General features: G+C 44.0%; 14 protein-coding genes. 11 read left to right on the plus strand and 3 right to left on the minus strand.

Going from position 1 to position 16,107, the window contains the following annotated elements; genetic code table 11:
- Window positions 1–75 precede the first annotated feature (75 nt).
- Window positions 76–918 (plus strand): VOC family protein, encoded by an 843-nt coding sequence (locus PBT90_RS12780; protein ID WP_270129607.1) that lies wholly within the window; start codon window positions 76–78, stop codon window positions 916–918.
- 12 nt (window positions 919–930) lie between these two features.
- A complete protein-coding gene (locus PBT90_RS12785; RefSeq protein WP_264810978.1) occupies window positions 931–1,110 on the plus strand; it encodes a hypothetical protein in 180 nt (59 codons plus the stop codon).
- A gap of 46 nt (window positions 1,111–1,156) precedes the next feature.
- On the opposite strand, the gene PBT90_RS12790 is transcribed toward PBT90_RS12785, so the two are convergent.
- From PBT90_RS12790 to PBT90_RS12800, 3 genes are all read right to left on the minus strand, one after another.
- Complete coding sequence (locus PBT90_RS12790; RefSeq protein ID WP_270129608.1) at window positions 1,157–2,272, minus strand: DegT/DnrJ/EryC1/StrS family aminotransferase; 1,116 nt, start codon at window positions 2,270–2,272, stop codon at window positions 1,157–1,159.
- Window positions 2,253–3,542 (minus strand): glycosyltransferase family 4 protein, encoded by a 1,290-nt coding sequence (locus PBT90_RS12795; protein ID WP_270129609.1) that lies wholly within the window; start codon window positions 3,540–3,542, stop codon window positions 2,253–2,255. The genes PBT90_RS12790 and PBT90_RS12795 overlap by 20 nt, the downstream gene beginning before the upstream one ends.
- A gap of 333 nt (window positions 3,543–3,875) precedes the next feature.
- Window positions 3,876–5,327, minus strand: a complete 1,452-nt coding sequence (locus PBT90_RS12800; RefSeq protein WP_264810981.1) for an NADP-dependent isocitrate dehydrogenase — start codon at window positions 5,325–5,327, stop codon at window positions 3,876–3,878.
- Window positions 5,328–5,541: 214 nt separating this feature from the next.
- Between PBT90_RS12800 and PBT90_RS12805 the strand changes: the two genes are divergently transcribed.
- From PBT90_RS12805 to PBT90_RS12845, 9 genes are all read left to right on the plus strand, one after another.
- A complete protein-coding gene (locus PBT90_RS12805) occupies window positions 5,542–6,327 on the plus strand; it encodes an enoyl-CoA hydratase/isomerase family protein (protein WP_264810982.1) in 786 nt (261 codons plus the stop codon).
- A 15-nt stretch (window positions 6,328–6,342) separates the two neighbouring features.
- On the plus strand, window positions 6,343–7,848 hold the full coding sequence (locus PBT90_RS12810) for a lipopolysaccharide biosynthesis protein (protein WP_270129610.1): 1,506 nt from the start codon (window positions 6,343–6,345) through the stop codon (window positions 7,846–7,848).
- Window positions 7,849–7,993: 145 nt separating this feature from the next.
- The gene (locus PBT90_RS12815; protein WP_270129611.1) at window positions 7,994–9,721 is read left to right on the plus strand and encodes a tetratricopeptide repeat protein; all 1,728 of its coding nucleotides are present in this window, start codon (window positions 7,994–7,996) and stop codon (window positions 9,719–9,721) included.
- On the plus strand, window positions 9,714–10,454 hold the full coding sequence (locus PBT90_RS12820; RefSeq protein WP_264810985.1) for a DUF4292 domain-containing protein: 741 nt from the start codon (window positions 9,714–9,716) through the stop codon (window positions 10,452–10,454). Before PBT90_RS12815 ends, PBT90_RS12820 begins: the two co-directional genes overlap by 8 nt.
- Window positions 10,455–10,459: 5 nt before the next feature.
- Complete coding sequence (locus tag PBT90_RS12825) at window positions 10,460–11,707, plus strand: murein hydrolase activator EnvC family protein (RefSeq protein WP_270129612.1); 1,248 nt, start codon at window positions 10,460–10,462, stop codon at window positions 11,705–11,707.
- A gap of 112 nt (window positions 11,708–11,819) precedes the next feature.
- Window positions 11,820–12,020, plus strand: coding sequence for a Sec-independent protein translocase subunit TatA/TatB (locus tag PBT90_RS12830; RefSeq protein WP_111322719.1), 201 nt, complete (start codon window positions 11,820–11,822; stop codon window positions 12,018–12,020).
- A gap of 18 nt (window positions 12,021–12,038) precedes the next feature.
- Window positions 12,039–13,466, plus strand: coding sequence for an Asp-tRNA(Asn)/Glu-tRNA(Gln) amidotransferase subunit GatA (gene gatA / locus PBT90_RS12835; protein ID WP_270129613.1), 1,428 nt, complete (start codon window positions 12,039–12,041; stop codon window positions 13,464–13,466).
- Window positions 13,467–13,479: 13 nt separating this feature from the next.
- Window positions 13,480–14,865: a LysM peptidoglycan-binding domain-containing protein gene (locus PBT90_RS12840; RefSeq protein ID WP_270129614.1), complete on the plus strand. Its 1,386-nt coding sequence runs from the start codon at window positions 13,480–13,482 to the stop codon at window positions 14,863–14,865.
- Between the two features lie 124 nt (window positions 14,866–14,989).
- The gene (locus PBT90_RS12845) at window positions 14,990–16,084 is read left to right on the plus strand and encodes a DUF4837 family protein (RefSeq protein WP_270129615.1); all 1,095 of its coding nucleotides are present in this window, start codon (window positions 14,990–14,992) and stop codon (window positions 16,082–16,084) included.
- Window positions 16,085–16,107: the final 23 nt, after the last annotated feature.

Here is a 16,107-nt window from a genome sequence, read left to right on the forward strand (position 1 = left end):
CTTAAATCCCATTGAGGCTTAAAACTCTTTCAAAATTGACTAACTTATGCCCTCACTTCTTTTTAAAGCTTACTGATGAAAAAAATCTTTACACTAATTGCATTAGCATGTATGGGTTATGCCTGTACGCCAGGGGCTACCCCACCTATCGCTTCCCAAATCGGTGAAACGAATTACACGCCCGGCAGAGTCGTTTGGCACGATTTAGCCTCACCAAATCCAGAGGCCTCAGCAGCATTTTATGAATCTGTTTTTGGGTGGACCACCGTCCCCTATGGTGAGGACGAAAAAATGGTTTGGATTTTCAAAAAAGAGGACAAACCAGTCGCACTAATGGCATACTATCAAACTGAGAATAATTCCGGAGAGTGGATTGGAGCCATTTCTGTCCCTGATGTGAGTGCCTCTACCCAAAAGGCCAAAAACCAAGGAGCTAAAGTCCTTAAAAAGGCAATGGAAGTGGACAATCGGGGCACCATTTCATTCATCCAGGATCCCCAAGGAGCCCATATCTCTCTGGTAAAACTAGCCAATGGTGACCCAGAACCGACTTTAGCCGAGATAAACACCTTTTTAGGCCAAGAACTTTGGTCCAATGATACGGACGATTCCGAATCCTTCTATTCCAACGTAGTGGGCTATACTTCAGAAGAAACAGACAACCAAAAAGTACCCTATACCATTTTCAAAATGGGAGACTTGAACTGTGCAGGAATGCTAAAAAACCCTGCCCCAACCGTCCGCTCTCACTGGGTTCCTTATCTACGAGTGGCTGATTTGGGCGAAACCATCGCAAAAGCAACACGAGCTGGCGGAAAAGTATTGATAGAGCCAAATCCTGAAATCAGAAATGGTAATGTCGCGCTTTTGATGGATCCTACAGGCGCTCCTTTAGCAGTCCAAGTTTATAACCCCTAATTATACATCGCAATGAAAAAGAAATTATTAGTATTCGGTCTGGTCATATTCACATCCATGCTCCTTACAGCCTGTGCCAATATGTATGTCTCGGGCGGTGTAGGTATGAGCTACTATGGTGGCCCCTATGGTGGTTATGGATTTTCTCCCCAAATCAATGTTGGGATGTACGGTGGCGGTATGCGCTGGTAATGTACAAAAGGATAGAATTGATGGATGTGAAAAAGCTATATACCTTTCAGAGTTGCTTTTTTACATCCATTGATTTTTGATTGAAAAACTCCTTCACTTTCGAAATTACATAGTCCACCTCTTCCGTTTTGAGCCAAGGGTTCAAAGGCAGAGAAAGCCCATTCTGGCTGAGTTTTCTAGCTTTCGCAAAATCTCCTTTACACTCGTAAGACTGCATATCAGGCAAAATTTTCGGGTAATGAATGGCAGTTCCTATTTCATGCTTCGCGAGAAAACTTTTCAATTCATCTCGAAATAAGGTTTGAACCACAAAAAGGTGGCCATTGTGGGAAGACTCCATTACACCTGAAGGCAATTTCAGCTCCGCAATAGCCCCCAAGCCATCGAGGTACTGTGCAGCAAGTTGTTTCCTGCGCTGCTGAAGGTTGGTAAATTCCTGAAGGAAAACATTTAAAAACCCGGCTTGTACACTGTCCATTCTGCTATTCCTACCTACTTCTACGTGTTCATCACGCACCACCTGCCCATGGTTTAGCAGTCTTCGAATCCGCTCATTGAGCAAGTCCGAATCAGTCAAACACATTCCCGCTTCACCCAGGGCTCCCAGATTTTTGGTAGGATAAAAACTCAGACAACCCACATCACCGAAAGTGCCTGCCGCTTTGCCAGCTGCAAAGGAACCAAAGCTCTGGGCAGCATCTTCGATTACATACAGCTTGTGATTTTTTGCCTGAAACAGCAGGGACTCCATATCCTGCATTTTCCCATAGAGATGAACCGGGATCACAGCCTTGGTACGTTCTGTAATGGCTTTTCCCCAGTCTGCTGCCAGCAAACCATCCTCATCTGTATCCCAAAAAACAGGTTTTGCCCCGACGACTTTCACGACTTCCGCAGTAGATACCCAGGTCAGTGCCGGAACAATGACCTCGTCACCGGAACCAACATCCAGCGCGCGCAAAGCCAATTCAAGCGCGTCAGTCCCATTGGCGCAGGCTATGGAATAGGGAGAAGCAAGGTATCTTGAGACATGACTCTCCAATAATCTCAGCTCTTCTCCACCAGAAAAAACCCCTGCATCAAGCATGGTCGCAAATTTGGATTTCAACGCATCCTTTAATCCTTCATCTATTCTTTTGAGATCAAGAAACGAAACCTTCATCCAGTAATTTAGCCAATTGAAAACTTAGATTTTTTCTCGAATACTGGGCTGTCGATGAGTTTGCCTCTGAATTGCCACTCTGCTCAAACAGCTTTCTCAAAGCAACCTGAATCGCTACATGGTCGGAGTGATCCAAAACCATCCCGGCTCCTGCTTGTCCCAAAATCTTTGCAGAATCCCCTTCAGGATCTCCCAAAGCCAAAACAGGCAACTGGGTAGCCATATATTCAAAGAGTTTGCCGGGGATATTACCTTTGGCATTTTTGGTATTGGTGAGTATCAAAGCCAAGGCATCTGCTTGGGCGTAAAAGTTAAAAACCTCCTGATGAGTAACATACCCTGCAAATTTCACATGGGAAGAAAGCCAGGAATCCGAAGCTATTTCCGCTCGAACCTGATCACTCACTCTTCCCACAAAAGTAAATTTAACCTCCTCTTTTTCCTCTGAAAATTCCTCCCGCATGGCTTTCAGAAGTGGCATAGGATTACGGATAGAATCAATAATCCCCGTATATACTAAATGTAACTTACCACTGGATTTTTCCTTGGGCTGAAATGCAGAAGGCATATCTGCCGGATCAAAACCATTTGTAAGCAAGTGGATTTTCCGCCCTGCCAATTGCTTCAAATCCTGCTGGAAAGTGGGTGAAATAGTGGTCACTACATCGGCTTCCCTCAGCACTGAATCCTCAAGTTGCTTGTGCTTTTTCCGCACGTAATTTTGCATGGGAAGCTTGTCTAGAAACTCCCATTGTGACCAGGGATCTCTGAAGTCAGCCAGCCAAAAAACGCCTGTTTTTCGCTTCAGACTCCGCCCGATCAAATGCATAGAATGTGGCGGCCCCGTGGTGATCACTGCGTCAAACTGACCTTTGTTCACTAGGTCTGTCAGGAATTTCACCGAAGGTTTCACCCAAAAAACACGGGGATCTGGAATCATTAAATTCGACCGAAGCCAGATGGCGGCCCGCTCGATGAAGTTTTGCTCTTTTTGCTCCAGCACTCGCCCAGGATGGGATTGCTTTTTTCCCCGCAGCTTATCCAGCAATTGGTAAGGCTCCCAAATCGGGAATTTCATTACTTCCAACTGTGGCGAAACTTCCGCCTCCAAACTTTCATCCCTCAGGTCAAAATCTGGATTTTCAGGAGTAAAAACCACTGGTTCCCAACCTGCCTCAGGCAGGTATTTGGCGAATTTCAGCCAGCGCTGTACTCCTGAGCCTCCACTCGGAGGCCAATAGTAGGTGATGATCAGAACTCGTTTTTTCATAAGTGTACCATGTCCTAAGTCTTAAGTACCAAGTAGCTGGCCATAAAATTAAAAATATGTAAAAACATAAGTTCGCATGCTCAGTTTTCACTCGATCAAGGGCACAATTCTTCCGACTCAAGTCTATTTCTCTGCAACCTTCAAGCTGTCTCTATTTGATCGATAGAAGTTGGAAGATTTCACTTTTGTAAGTCCAACTCTTGAGACTTGGACTGCCCTCAGTTTCATTAGGCTGTGCGCTTTGTGTCCCACGCTGCGACCTTGGAGGTTAAAAAAAGGGAGCAGGTCACCCCACTCCCATATTAACTTTCAAGGTTGAATTCTCAAATTGCTTTATTCGCCCTGGGCAAGAGAATAACCTCTCACTCCATCAAAAGCATACAGGTTTTCTGTTTTCACAAAGTCCAATCCAAGCTCTTCCACCTGCTTGAGCAATTCACGGATTTGCGCATGCGAAATCTTTGACTGCTCTGCATTTTGGAACCTGCACCTCCAGTGATCTGTGCAGAAGGACTCTTTCATTCCTCCTGGAAATACTTTAATCCCTCTGTTGGTGATCAAGGTTAATTGCAACCCATCCGCATTGGCTTGGCGAAGCTTCTCTCCCAGCACCTGGGGATCTCTTCCTGCCTCGTCCCAATCTACGAACACATCCACTCCAATCAACTCCTTTTCAGCTTTAGTCACTGGAGATACAAATACATTCATCGGGGTGGTATCCTTGTCAAATTCCGCAGGTATCATTTTGGAAGGAACCTGGCCTATTCTTTCGATTACTGCATTTGCAAACTCTTCAGTCCCCACTTTCTTCGAAGAAAGACCTTCCTGGTAGATATCACCGGTGTGTATTCCATCTTCCAAAGTCTTCATCCAAGCGTTCGATATTTTCTCAGCTACCTCAGGCTGACCTATGTGTACTAGCATCATGATGGCGCCATTCAGCAGGCCAGACGGATTAGCTATGCCCATCCCTGTGATATCCGGAGCAGATCCATGGATAGCTTCAAACATAGCCACTTCTTCACCCACATTGGCAGAGCCTCCCAGTCCTACCGAACCTGTCACCTGAGCAGCCACATCAGAAATAATATCTCCGTACAGGTTTAAGGTCACCACTACATCAAAAGTCTCTGGTCTATCTGCGATCAGCGCAGTTCCTATATCAATGATCTTATGGTCAGATTTGATATCCGGATATTCCTTTGCCACCTCATCAAAAGTCTTGTGAAAAAGTCCATCGGCAAGCTTCATGATGTTATCCTTAGTCATGCAAGTCACCTTCTTGCGACCGTATTTTTTGGCATATTCAAAAGCATAGCGAATAATCTTTTCAGAACCAGGCTTAGAGATCAATTTCAATGATTGGAAAACCTCCTGCGTCTGTCTATGCTCTATTCCGGCATAAAGATCCTCTTCGTTTTCGCGAATGATCACCATATCTGTCTCCGGAAAATGCGTTTTGATAAAAGGAGAAAAAGCCTTACATGGTCTTACATTGGCATAAAGCCCAAAAGAAGTTCTGGTCGTTACATTCAGGGACTTAAAACCTCCCCCCTGAGGAGTGGTAATCGGTGCCTTCAAGAAAACCTTCGTTTCTCTTAGCGATTCAAAAGCATTAGGCTCCATACCCGAACTGATTCCTTTGAGGTACACCTGCTCCCCGATTTCGATTACATCGTATTCGAGTTGAGCACCAGCAGCTTCTAGGATCGCCAAAGTAGCTTTCATGATTTCCGGGCCTATCCCATCACCATAAGCAACCGTAATTTTTCTTTTTGAAGACATATTAAATAGCGGATTTAGTTAAAATGTTCTATTTACAACAAAAGTAAATAAAAATGTTAAAGCAGGATTTTGACTTAGAATAAATTCCAAATTTCCTACCCTAGTTAATTCGTTTAAATTCAGGACCAACCTTCCACTGCCCTTTATTTTCTAGGCATGTGGTTTGGGAATGAACCCCCCACTTGTATATTTGTTTTATACTCAACGACGAACTATGGCTGATTTCCAAAATATCATTACTGAAGTAAAGAATGGTGTGCTTTATCTTACCGTCAACAGAGAAGATAAGATGAACGCCCTCAACTTTGACACGCTGGAAGAGCTCAGGTCAATCTTTGAGGAGGTCTCAGACACCAAGGAGATTAAAGCAGTGATCATCACAGGTGCAGGTGAAAAAGCCTTTGTGGCAGGAGCCGACATCAGCGAGATCGCGACCCTCAATGAAGTGAATGCGAGGAAATTTTCTGAAAATGGTCAGGAAATTTTCAGCATGATTGAGAATTGCCACAAGCCTGTCATCGCGGTGACAAACGGCTACACACTTGGGGGCGGATGTGAACTGGCTATGGCCTGCCATCTCCGGATAGCTACCGCCAATGCAAAATTCGGACAGCCAGAAGTAAATCTGGGCATCATCCCAGGATATGGTGGCACGCAGCGACTGACTATCCTGGTCGGACGGGGCAAAGCCAATGAACTCATGATGACCGGGGACCTGATCGGTGCAGAAGAGGCCAAAAGCTTGGGTTTGGTAAATCACGTGGTGCCCACCAAAGACGAAGCTATGGCAAAGGCAGAAGAAATTATTGGCAAAATATTGAGCAAGGCTCCACTAGCTATTGGAATGATTATAGACTGTGTAAATTCAGCCTTTGTACCGGATGAAAACGGCTTTCAAACTGAAGCAAACAGCTTTGCCAGATGCGTGAAATCAGGCGATTATAAAGAAGGAACTTCCGCATTTCTGGAAAAAAGACAGCCGCACTTCAAAGGAGAATAAGCTCCTCTCCACTGAATGAGTAATTTCAAAAAACTAGCTGGTCAAACCGCAGTTTACGGACTGAGCAGTATTCTGGGACGATCCATCAATTTCCTGATGATCATTGTCTACACCGAATACCTTAGTAAGGAAACTATGGGCTCGTTTACGAGCATCTATGCGCTGATCGGCTTTTTAAATATTGTTTTTACTTACGGAATGGAAACCACCTTTTTCAGGTATTCCACCGGTAAAAACCTGGACTCCAACCGAGTTTACAATAACACCCAGTCCCTGCTCGTAAGCACTAGCCTGATTCTGGGAACAGGCTTATTCCTTTTGGCTCCCTGGCTGGCTGAATCCATGGATTACCCAGGTCAGGCCTATTTATTTCGCTGGACGGCTCTGATTCTTTGCTTTGACTCTATTCTGGCAATTCCTTTTGCAAAACTTCGCCTGGAAAACAAAGCGCTGATCTTCGCTGGAGCAAAGATCATCAACATCCTGCTGAACGTTTTCTTCAACCTACTGCTGATCGTTGGATTCCCTTATTTAATAGCAAATGGAATCATAACAGAAGGTTTTCTAGGCTATAGGTCGGATTGGGGAGTGGAATATATTTTACTCTCAAATCTCCTGGCAAATGGTTTGATTATCCCTTTTGTATGGTGGAAAGCCGGTTTTTTTCGATTTCAGCTGGAAGGCACAATCCTCAACCCCATGTGGGCCTATTCCTTTCCCTTGCTTTTCATGGGACTAGCCGGAGTTACCAATGAATTGCTTTCCAGGTTGTTATTCGAATACGTACTCCCGCCCAATTTCTATGCAGGCCTCTCTGCCCGGGAAGCAGGAGGTGTCTTTGGCGCTAACTTCAAACTAGCGATCCTGATGAACCTGGTGATCCAAGCATTTAAATATGCCGCAGAACCCTTTTTCTTCAAGCAATCTGCGGACAAAAACTCCCCTGTACTGTATGCCAAAGTGATGCATGCTTTTGTTCTGTTCTGCTCCACATTGATGATTGCAATTTCCGTGAATTTGTATTGGATAGGCCCCTTATTTTTGAGAAAGCCGGGTTACGCAGAAGGGCTATTTATTGTACCCATTCTATTGATGGGCTATTTATTACTGGGGGTTTATTTCAATCTTTCCATTTGGTTCAAAATTACCGACCAGACCAAATACAGTTTTTGGATCACATTGATTGGAGCAGTAATCAGCATTTTGGTCATCGTATCCTGCGTACCCAGTCTAGGGTATTTAGGTGGAGCGCTGAGCACCATTTCCTGTTACTTTGCTATGTGTGTGCTCTGCTACATCTATGGCCAGAAGTACTACCCCATCCCTTACAAAACCGCCAAAGATGTCACTTACCTGATCCTCGCTTTTGGGCTTTCCTATTTGGGTTTCTATCTGGAAACAGAAAATGCAGCTTTGAATTTCCTGGTGAAAAACAGCCTGGTTTTGATCTTTTTGGCAATGATCTATGGGTCAGAAAAGGAGCTGATTCACTCAGTTTTATCGAAAAATAAGAAAATTTAAAAGCTATAGGGATCAATTCTAGCTTTGGTTACGTTGTGTGGTAGATTAGCAAATTCATTTGACTCAGAATTCATCCTGCTAGATCAAAGTCTAATTTCGTAAAAGGCATTATGTTTGTAAGCAGAAGCCTCATTCCATATTATCAGTGATTTTCAGAAAAATACTCATCATATTCCTCGCACTTACCCTAGGGGCCTCCCCAGGTTTTGCGCAGCAAAAACTCTCTAGAAAAGAACGTAAAGCCCTACGTGCCGAATCCCAGGGTTCCCGCTACTTTATCGAAGGGGAAAAGCAACTTGTGCTTGACTCCATGGAGAAAGCTTATTTTTACTTTCAGAAGGCCTTGGAGTTTATTCCTGAAGAGCCAGCCATCCATTATAAGTTGGCCGAAGTGCTGGTCAAGGCAAATCAAGCCGAAAAAGCCCTTCCCTATGCCAATAAAGCCGCTGACCTAGACGATCAAAATAAATATTACTCCTTAATGCTGGCGGAGATTTATACTAATCTCAATCAGCCGCTGAAGGCCGCAGAGATTCTAGACCAGCTCACGGCAGATGGGGAGAGCAATCAGCAATACAACCTGGATCTTGCCTCCATCTATCTCAATGCCAAAGCCTACGAGAAGGCACTTGTGGTGCTAGACCGAGCCGAGGAATATTATGGAGTAATGGAGCCCATTACTGTACAAAAACAACGGATTTATCTCAATGCAAATAATCTGGAGAAAGCCATAGAGGAGGGCAAAAACCTCATAGAGGCCCGCCCCGGAAACCCGGATTATGTAATGAATCTGGTGGAAATCCTTTTTAACAACAATCGCTTGGAAGAGGCAATGGAGGTGGTTCAGAATGAAATGAGCAAATACCCCAATCAGCCTGAACTGCAAATGGCGGCCTATACGCTGCTCAAAGAGAAAGGAGAAATAGATGAGTCCAACCGCTATTTATTCCAGGCTTTTGCCAGCCCAGACCTAGACCCGGATGTCAAATCCAAAGCCTACATCGGTACCCTTAATGAAATCAAAACTCAAGAACGGGATTTAGTTTTAGACAGTTTGGAAACGCTGATGCTGAATACCAGCCCGGAGAACGCCCAGATTTTCACTGCAATCGGGCAGCGAAAAATGTTGGAAAACAAGCAGCCCGAAGCCATAGAATTTTATAAAAAAGCCCTATTGCTAGCTCCAAAAAACGACAAAATGCTAGAGCAGGTGATATTGGGCTCCTTCGGAGAAAATGCAAATTTGGAAGAGTTGGAAAAATTCACCGTACTCGGAGTGGATGAATTTCCGCAGAGGCCGGAATTTTGGTTTTATGATGGCGTAGTGAAATCTGCCTTGAAAAAAGACCAAGACGCTGTCAACTCCTTAAACAAAGCGCTAGAGCTCAACTCTGCCAACAATTCTCAGCTGGAACAGGTGGCCTATAGCTCACTGGGCAATTCCTATTATAACTTAGGCGAAAAGGAGAAAGCCTTTGAATATTTCGACAAAGCACTGAAGCTTAACCCGAACGACGAGCAGGTCTTAAACAATTATTCTTACTTTTTGTCTTTAGAAAAGCAGGATTTGGAAAAGGCAAAAAGCATGTCTGACAAAGTTGTGCGGAGATTTCCGGATAATGGCACTTTCCTTGATACACATGCTTGGGTTTTATTTCAGCTGAAAGACTACCAGGGAGCAAAAAAATATATGGACTTGGCATTAGAACATGAAGCCGAGCCCAGCGCCGTGATGATGGAACACTACGGCGATATTTTGTACCATCTCGGTAAAAAGTCTGAAGCGATTACCTATTGGAAAAAAGCTGAAGGAAGCCCCGAAGCCTCGGAATATTTAGAGCAAAAAATTAAAGAAGGAAAATACCATGAATAGACTTTTGGCTGGATTTGCCGTTTTGATCATCCTTACTTTCTTCAGCTCCTGCTCAAAAAAAACGGTCATGTACCAGGCAGATGGCAAAATGGAAGACTTTTCTCCGGTTTACACGGATTATGATTACATGAGTGCCAAAGCAAAAGTCGTTATCGAAGAGGAATCCGGAAAAGTTACCCGCGGGAGCATGAACCTCCGGGCTAAAAAAGACTCCGTACTTTGGTTCACCATATCACCTGGCATGGGAATGGAAGCTGTACGGGGGCTGATCACACAGGAAAAAATCCAGATAAAAGATAGAATCGGAAAGGAAAACATCAACCTGACATTTAAGGAATTTGAGCAGATCTATGGTCTAAAACTTTCCCTGGACGTATTCCAAAACCTACTTTTCGCAAATCCTCCTTTCCAGGTAGATTACAAAGACAGACTGGTGCGGGTGGGCAAATCGTTTGAACTTACCCAGGTCAGGGACAAAGTGCGCTACTTCTCCAAAGTAGATGTGAATTACAGAAAAGTTGCCGAACTGGTCAGCAATAGCCTCGATGACAGAGGGTCATTATTGGCAAGCTATGCCACTTTTCAAGACGTCAACGAGCAGCCATTCCCAGCGGAAGTACTCTATAAATTAGCTTACCAACTCCCAGAAGGCGGGCAAAACACGATTATCCATGTAGAATGGATTTCTGTAGAGCCCTATTCCAATTCCTTAAGCTTTCCATTCAAATTTTGAATTGCATGCTCCGCAAGTATCTGATCCCATTTAGTCTACTGCTTGGGTTAATAGTCTGCTCAGTCTCTCCTTCCATTGCTCAAACCAAGAAAACAAGGGAAGAACTGGAAAGGGAAAAAGCAGAGGTTCAAGCTAAGCTTTTGGAATTTGACAAAATCCTAAAGCAAACCACAGCCACCAAGAAAAATACTATTGGAGAATTGAATGCGGTCACGCGTCAGTTTCAGGCTCAGACCCGGCTGGTCAACACCCTGAACAGAGAGGTAAACCTCATCAACCAAGAGATCAAGGAAACCGAGGATCGGATTGAGACTTTGGAAAAAGAGTTGGTAGAATTAAAAGCCGAATATGGGCGGATGATATATAATGCCTCCAAACTCAATCGGGGACTATCCATCGTTTCCTTTGTATTTAGCTCCGCAAACTTCAACCAGCTCTATTCCCGCCTCATGTATTTGAGGCAATACACCGAAAGCAGAAAACAACAGGCCGCACAAATCGAGAAACTATCTGAAGAGCTGGAAATGCAAAGAGTGCAGCTGGACAGCAAAAAAGCCGAGAAAGAAAAAGTACTGGCCACAGAGCAGCAAGAACGCGCCAAACTCGATAAAATGAAAAGGGAGCAGCAAGGCTTGGTCAACACCCTCACCAGCAAGGAAAAAGAAATCAAGAGACAAATCACCGCTACCAAAAAACAGCAGGATCAACTAAACAGAATGATCAAACAGGTGATCGAAGAGGAGATCCGAAGAGCAGAGGCCGCAGCCAAAAAAGAAAATAGTACCGCTACCAAGTCTACTGGAAGCAGCATGCCCATGACACCTGAGGTAGCCGCGCTTTCCAGGACCTTTGCAGAGAACAGGGGGAAACTTCCTTGGCCTGTGGAGACCGGGTTTGTATCGCAAGGCTTTGGCACTTATCCTCACCCTACCCTAAAAGGCATTACCATGGAAAGTGACGGGATCGATATCCGCACCGAACTCAATTCTAACGTAAGAGCAGTCTTCAACGGAGAAGTCACCAAGATCACGACTATGCCGGGTTTTGGAGGTACAGTCATTATCAAACATGGGGAGTATTATACCATGTATAGTAAGTTGAAAACCATTTCTGTAAAAACTGGTCAAACTGTAAGTGCAAAAGACGTAATTGGCCAAGTAGCTACAGATGCAAACGGGCAAGCTGAAGTGCATTTCCAAACTTGGAAGGGACTGACCGTAATGAATCCATCCAGCTGGATCACATCCAAGTAGTATTTAATTTCGTATATTCATAAAAAAGATGGGCAGCTTTCTCTTACATCTTTGTGTAAGCGGATCACAATTCTATCTTTGCAATCAAATTTACCTTTAAAAACACACCATCATGACTACATTAGGTTTCATTCAAAACATGGGAGGTGGCTCGATTGTACTTATCGTACTTGTCGTACTTCTGTTGTTTGGTGCTAAAAGAATACCTGAATTGGCCCGCGGCCTAGGTCGTGGCATCAGAGAATTCAAAGATGCTACCAAGGATATTCAGAACGATCTAGAAGAAGGGCTGAAAGACGACAAGAAAAAGTAATCGCATAAGCCAATCAAATTGGAAAAATTTATTTCATTCGACGAAATCAAAAAATCGCTCGTAAAACAGGAAACTGATTGTAGGGCGATAGTGAAATATTACTTACAAAACATTCAGACGAAGGCGCACCTCAACGCCTTCGTCGAAGTTTATGAGCAATCTGCCTTGGAACAGGCCGAGCTAATCGACCAGAAACTCACCAATGGCAATGCAGGTAAACTAGCAGGTATGGTCATAGGCATCAAAGATGTCTTGTGCTATGCCGGTCACGAAGCCAATGCTTCCTCAAAAATCCTAAACGGATTTCAGTCCCAATTCACCACCACAGCGATTCAGCGATTGATCGACGAAGATGCCATCATCATCGGAAGGATCAATTGTGATGAATTTGGTATGGGTAGTTCCAACGAAAACTCCGCACATGGCAAAGTGCTAAACGCAGCAGATGAATCCAGGGTCCCTGGCGGCTCATCCGGAGGATCTGCCGTAGCTGTACAAGCCAATCTCTGTACCGTTTCGCTCGGAACGGACACGGGCGGATCAGTAAGACAACCCGCAGCCTTTACCGGAGTCGTAGGAATGAAACCTACCTATTCCCGCATTTCCCGCTGGGGATTAATAGCTTACGCATCTTCATTTGACTGCATAGGTGTCTTTTCCAAAACAGTGAAAGACAATGCTTTGGTATTGGAAATCATGGCAGGTCATGATGAATTTGACAGCACCTCCTCCAGAAAACCAGTACTCCCCTACAGCGAACTCCTGCATTTTGATAAAAAGGCTAAAGTAGCCTACCTCAAAGAGACACTGGAATCCCCATCCCTGCAGCCGGAAATCAAAACCAATACCCTTGCCGTATTGGAAAAACTCAAAAACGAAGGGCATGAAGTAGAAGAAGTGGATTTCCCCCTATTGAAATATATTTTACCTACTTATTACATCTTAACCACGGCAGAAGCCAGTTCTAATCTTTCGAGGTTTGATGGAGTAAAATACGGCTATAGAACACCCAACGCACATAACCTGGAAAGCATGTATAAGCTTACCCGAAGCGAAGGCTTTGGGGAAGAAGTCAAAAGAAGGATAATGCTGGGAACCTTTGTCCTGAGTGCGAGTTATTATGATGCATACTTCACCAAAGCGCAGAAAGTCAGAAGACTAATAAAAGACTTCACCGAAAATCTTTTAAAAGATTTTGATTATATTATAATGCCTACTACGCCATCCACAGCGTTTAAATTTGGAGAGCATAGTGACGATCCTGTAGCCATGTACCTAGAAGATCTCTATACAGTACAGGCTTCTGTATCCGGAGTTCCGGCGATTTCATTGCCAAACGGCAAGGATGCAGATGGCATGCCTATAGGATTGCAGGTCATTTCCAATTCTTTCAAAGAAGCGGAACTGTATGCCTTTAGTAATTACATCGCAGAACTCACTTCCTAAAAACAACATCCCAATGAAAAGAATATTGAACAGCACCTTCATACTTGCGTTTTTCACATGTCTGATACCACTGTCCAATGCCTTTTCTCAGGAAGAAGAATCAGTGGCTGCGGCTGCTGCCCTGGAAGATGAGGTAGTCCCAAACTATCATTACGAATACATCCCTGATTTCACTTATGATGAAATCGATCAGAGGATCAAAGCCATGGATCATGAAATGGCTTTTGAACTGAATGATAGAATTTTTTCCTTTATCCAGTATTTCACGGTAAGAAACCGGGATTACACGAAAATGGTACTGGCCAGAAAAGAGCAGTTTTTCCCCATGTTTGATCAGACCATGGCAAAGCATGAAATGCCACTGGAAATCAAATATCTTTCTATCATAGAATCAGGTCTAGACCCGCAGATTCGCTCCCGGGTAGGAGCTATGGGACTCTGGCAGTTTATGCCAGCTACCGGTAGAATGTACGGTATGGAGGTCAGTTCCGATATAGATGATCGTATGGACCCAGAACTATCCACTGAGGCTGCTGCCAAATACTTAAAATCACTTTATCGCATGTTTGGAGATTGGGAAGTAGCCATGGCTGCTTACAACTGCGGTCCTGGAAATGTGCGTAAAGCTATCCGTAGGTCTGGCGGTAAGAAAACCTTTTGGGGAATTTACAATTACCTCCCTAGAGAAACTAGAAGCTACGTGCCTCAGGTCCAGGCAATGCTATACATTTTGAATCATCTGGATGAGCACAATTTCCACCCAGAAGATCCCAGTTATGCTATAGAATATGAAAAGATCAGGTTTGACAGAGCACTGAGCTTGGAGAAACTGGCTGAGCTGACCAATCTTTGCGTAGCAGATTTGGGCGCCATCAACCCCTCTATCAAAAGAAATAAGGTGCCGGAAAGCCATAGATCTATGGCCCTGAGAATCCCTAAATCCAAGGCACAATACGTGAAAACAAATTTGGCATGGATCAGCGATTCCCTGAACAATGCACCTACTAAATTATTGGCCGCCAATCTGGAATTACAATCGGCAGAAGAGCTAGCTAATGAAATAAAAGAAAACGCTGTGACCTACAGGGTACGATCCGGTGATGTCTTAGGGTCTATTGCCAGAAGATACGGAGTGAGAGTCAGTGATTTGAAATACTGGAACAATCTCTCTTCAAATCTAATCCGAGTAGGCCAAACCTTACGAATAAACTCAGGCAATGCCTCACTAGCCAGTACGCAGACAAATTCATCAGGGCAGACTACCTATACTGTTCAGCCGGGAGATTCCCTTTGGATCATTTCCAAAAGACATGCCGGCCTTTCTGTAGAACAAATCAAGCGTTTGAATAACCTCAATTCGAACAACATCAAGCCCGGCCAGAAACTCATCATTGGCTAAAATATTGCCCCGCACACCCGCTAATTGTTAATTTTTTTTAAGTATTGGCAATATTCAATCTTAAATAGGGATAACTCTGTTTATGTAATTAATTTGAAGGACTTATAGAACCAAACATCCAGAAATGAAGACTTTCCTTTCCATAATTGCGGGATTTGCTATAGCGTTGAGCTTTTACTCTTGCGCTCCTAACTCCGAATCTGCCAATAGTAGCAAACCAAAAGCTAGAGGATCAATAGGTGAAATAATCATAGTGATCGACTCAGTAAAATGGAATGGCCCGGTAGGCGATGAACTGAAAGACATCTTTCAGTCCGATATCCCGGGGATGATTCGCTCCGAAGCAAAATTCAACGTGCTGACCGTAGACCCGAGAGCAATGACCCGCATGCTCAAAATGTCCAACAACTTGATTTACGTAACTACTTTTGATGATAAGGGTTCAGCCAGCCAAGCCATTAATTCCCAATTTTCTAAGGAGTCCAAAGAAAAAGCGATGAATGACCCGAGCATGTATTCGCTTCGTATTGAAGACGAGTATGCTGTAGGTCAGGAAGTCCTTTACCTATTTGGAAATACAGAAGAGGAATTGATTAAAAACCTTAGGAAAAACGGTGATAGATTAGCAAATCTCTTTGAGGTAAGAGAAAGAGGAAGATTAGAAAAAATAATTTTAGCTCGGAAAAATACAGCTGCCGCATCTGAAGCCAAGAAAAACCTGGGGATTCAGATCAATGTACCCGCATCGTACCAGGTAGCAAAATCAGAAAATGACTTTCTGTGGGTACGTCAACCTACCCCTACAGCCAATAGAGCCGACATAAGCCTGTTTTTCTACGAAACAGACTATACCGCAGAGGAGCAGACTTTCCCTGCAAATATACTGGCGCTGAGAGACTCCGTGGCCGGAAAACACATTTTTGGAGATCCCGAAGACCCTACTTCTTTTATGATTTCTGAAAAACAAATCCCTCCAGCCTTCAGGAACATGCAGATTAATGATAATTTTACGACCGAAATCAGAGGCTCGTGGAAGACTAACAACATCAGTATGGGTGGAAGCTACCTAGGCTACCTAATGGTAGATGAAGAAAAAGGGAAGCTTTACTACATGGAAGGGTTTGTGTTTTATCCCAATGAAGTACACAGAGATGCACTTCGGGAAATAGAAACTATTCTTCTCAATACAGACGTAAGTTGGACTGACGAGGGCTCCTAAAACCCAAATTAGACTAGCTTTTT

The sequence above is a fragment of the Algoriphagus sp. TR-M9 genome (assembly GCF_027594545.1).
In the GTDB taxonomy this organism is placed as follows: Bacteria; Bacteroidota; Bacteroidia; order Cytophagales; family Cyclobacteriaceae; genus Algoriphagus; species Algoriphagus halophytocola.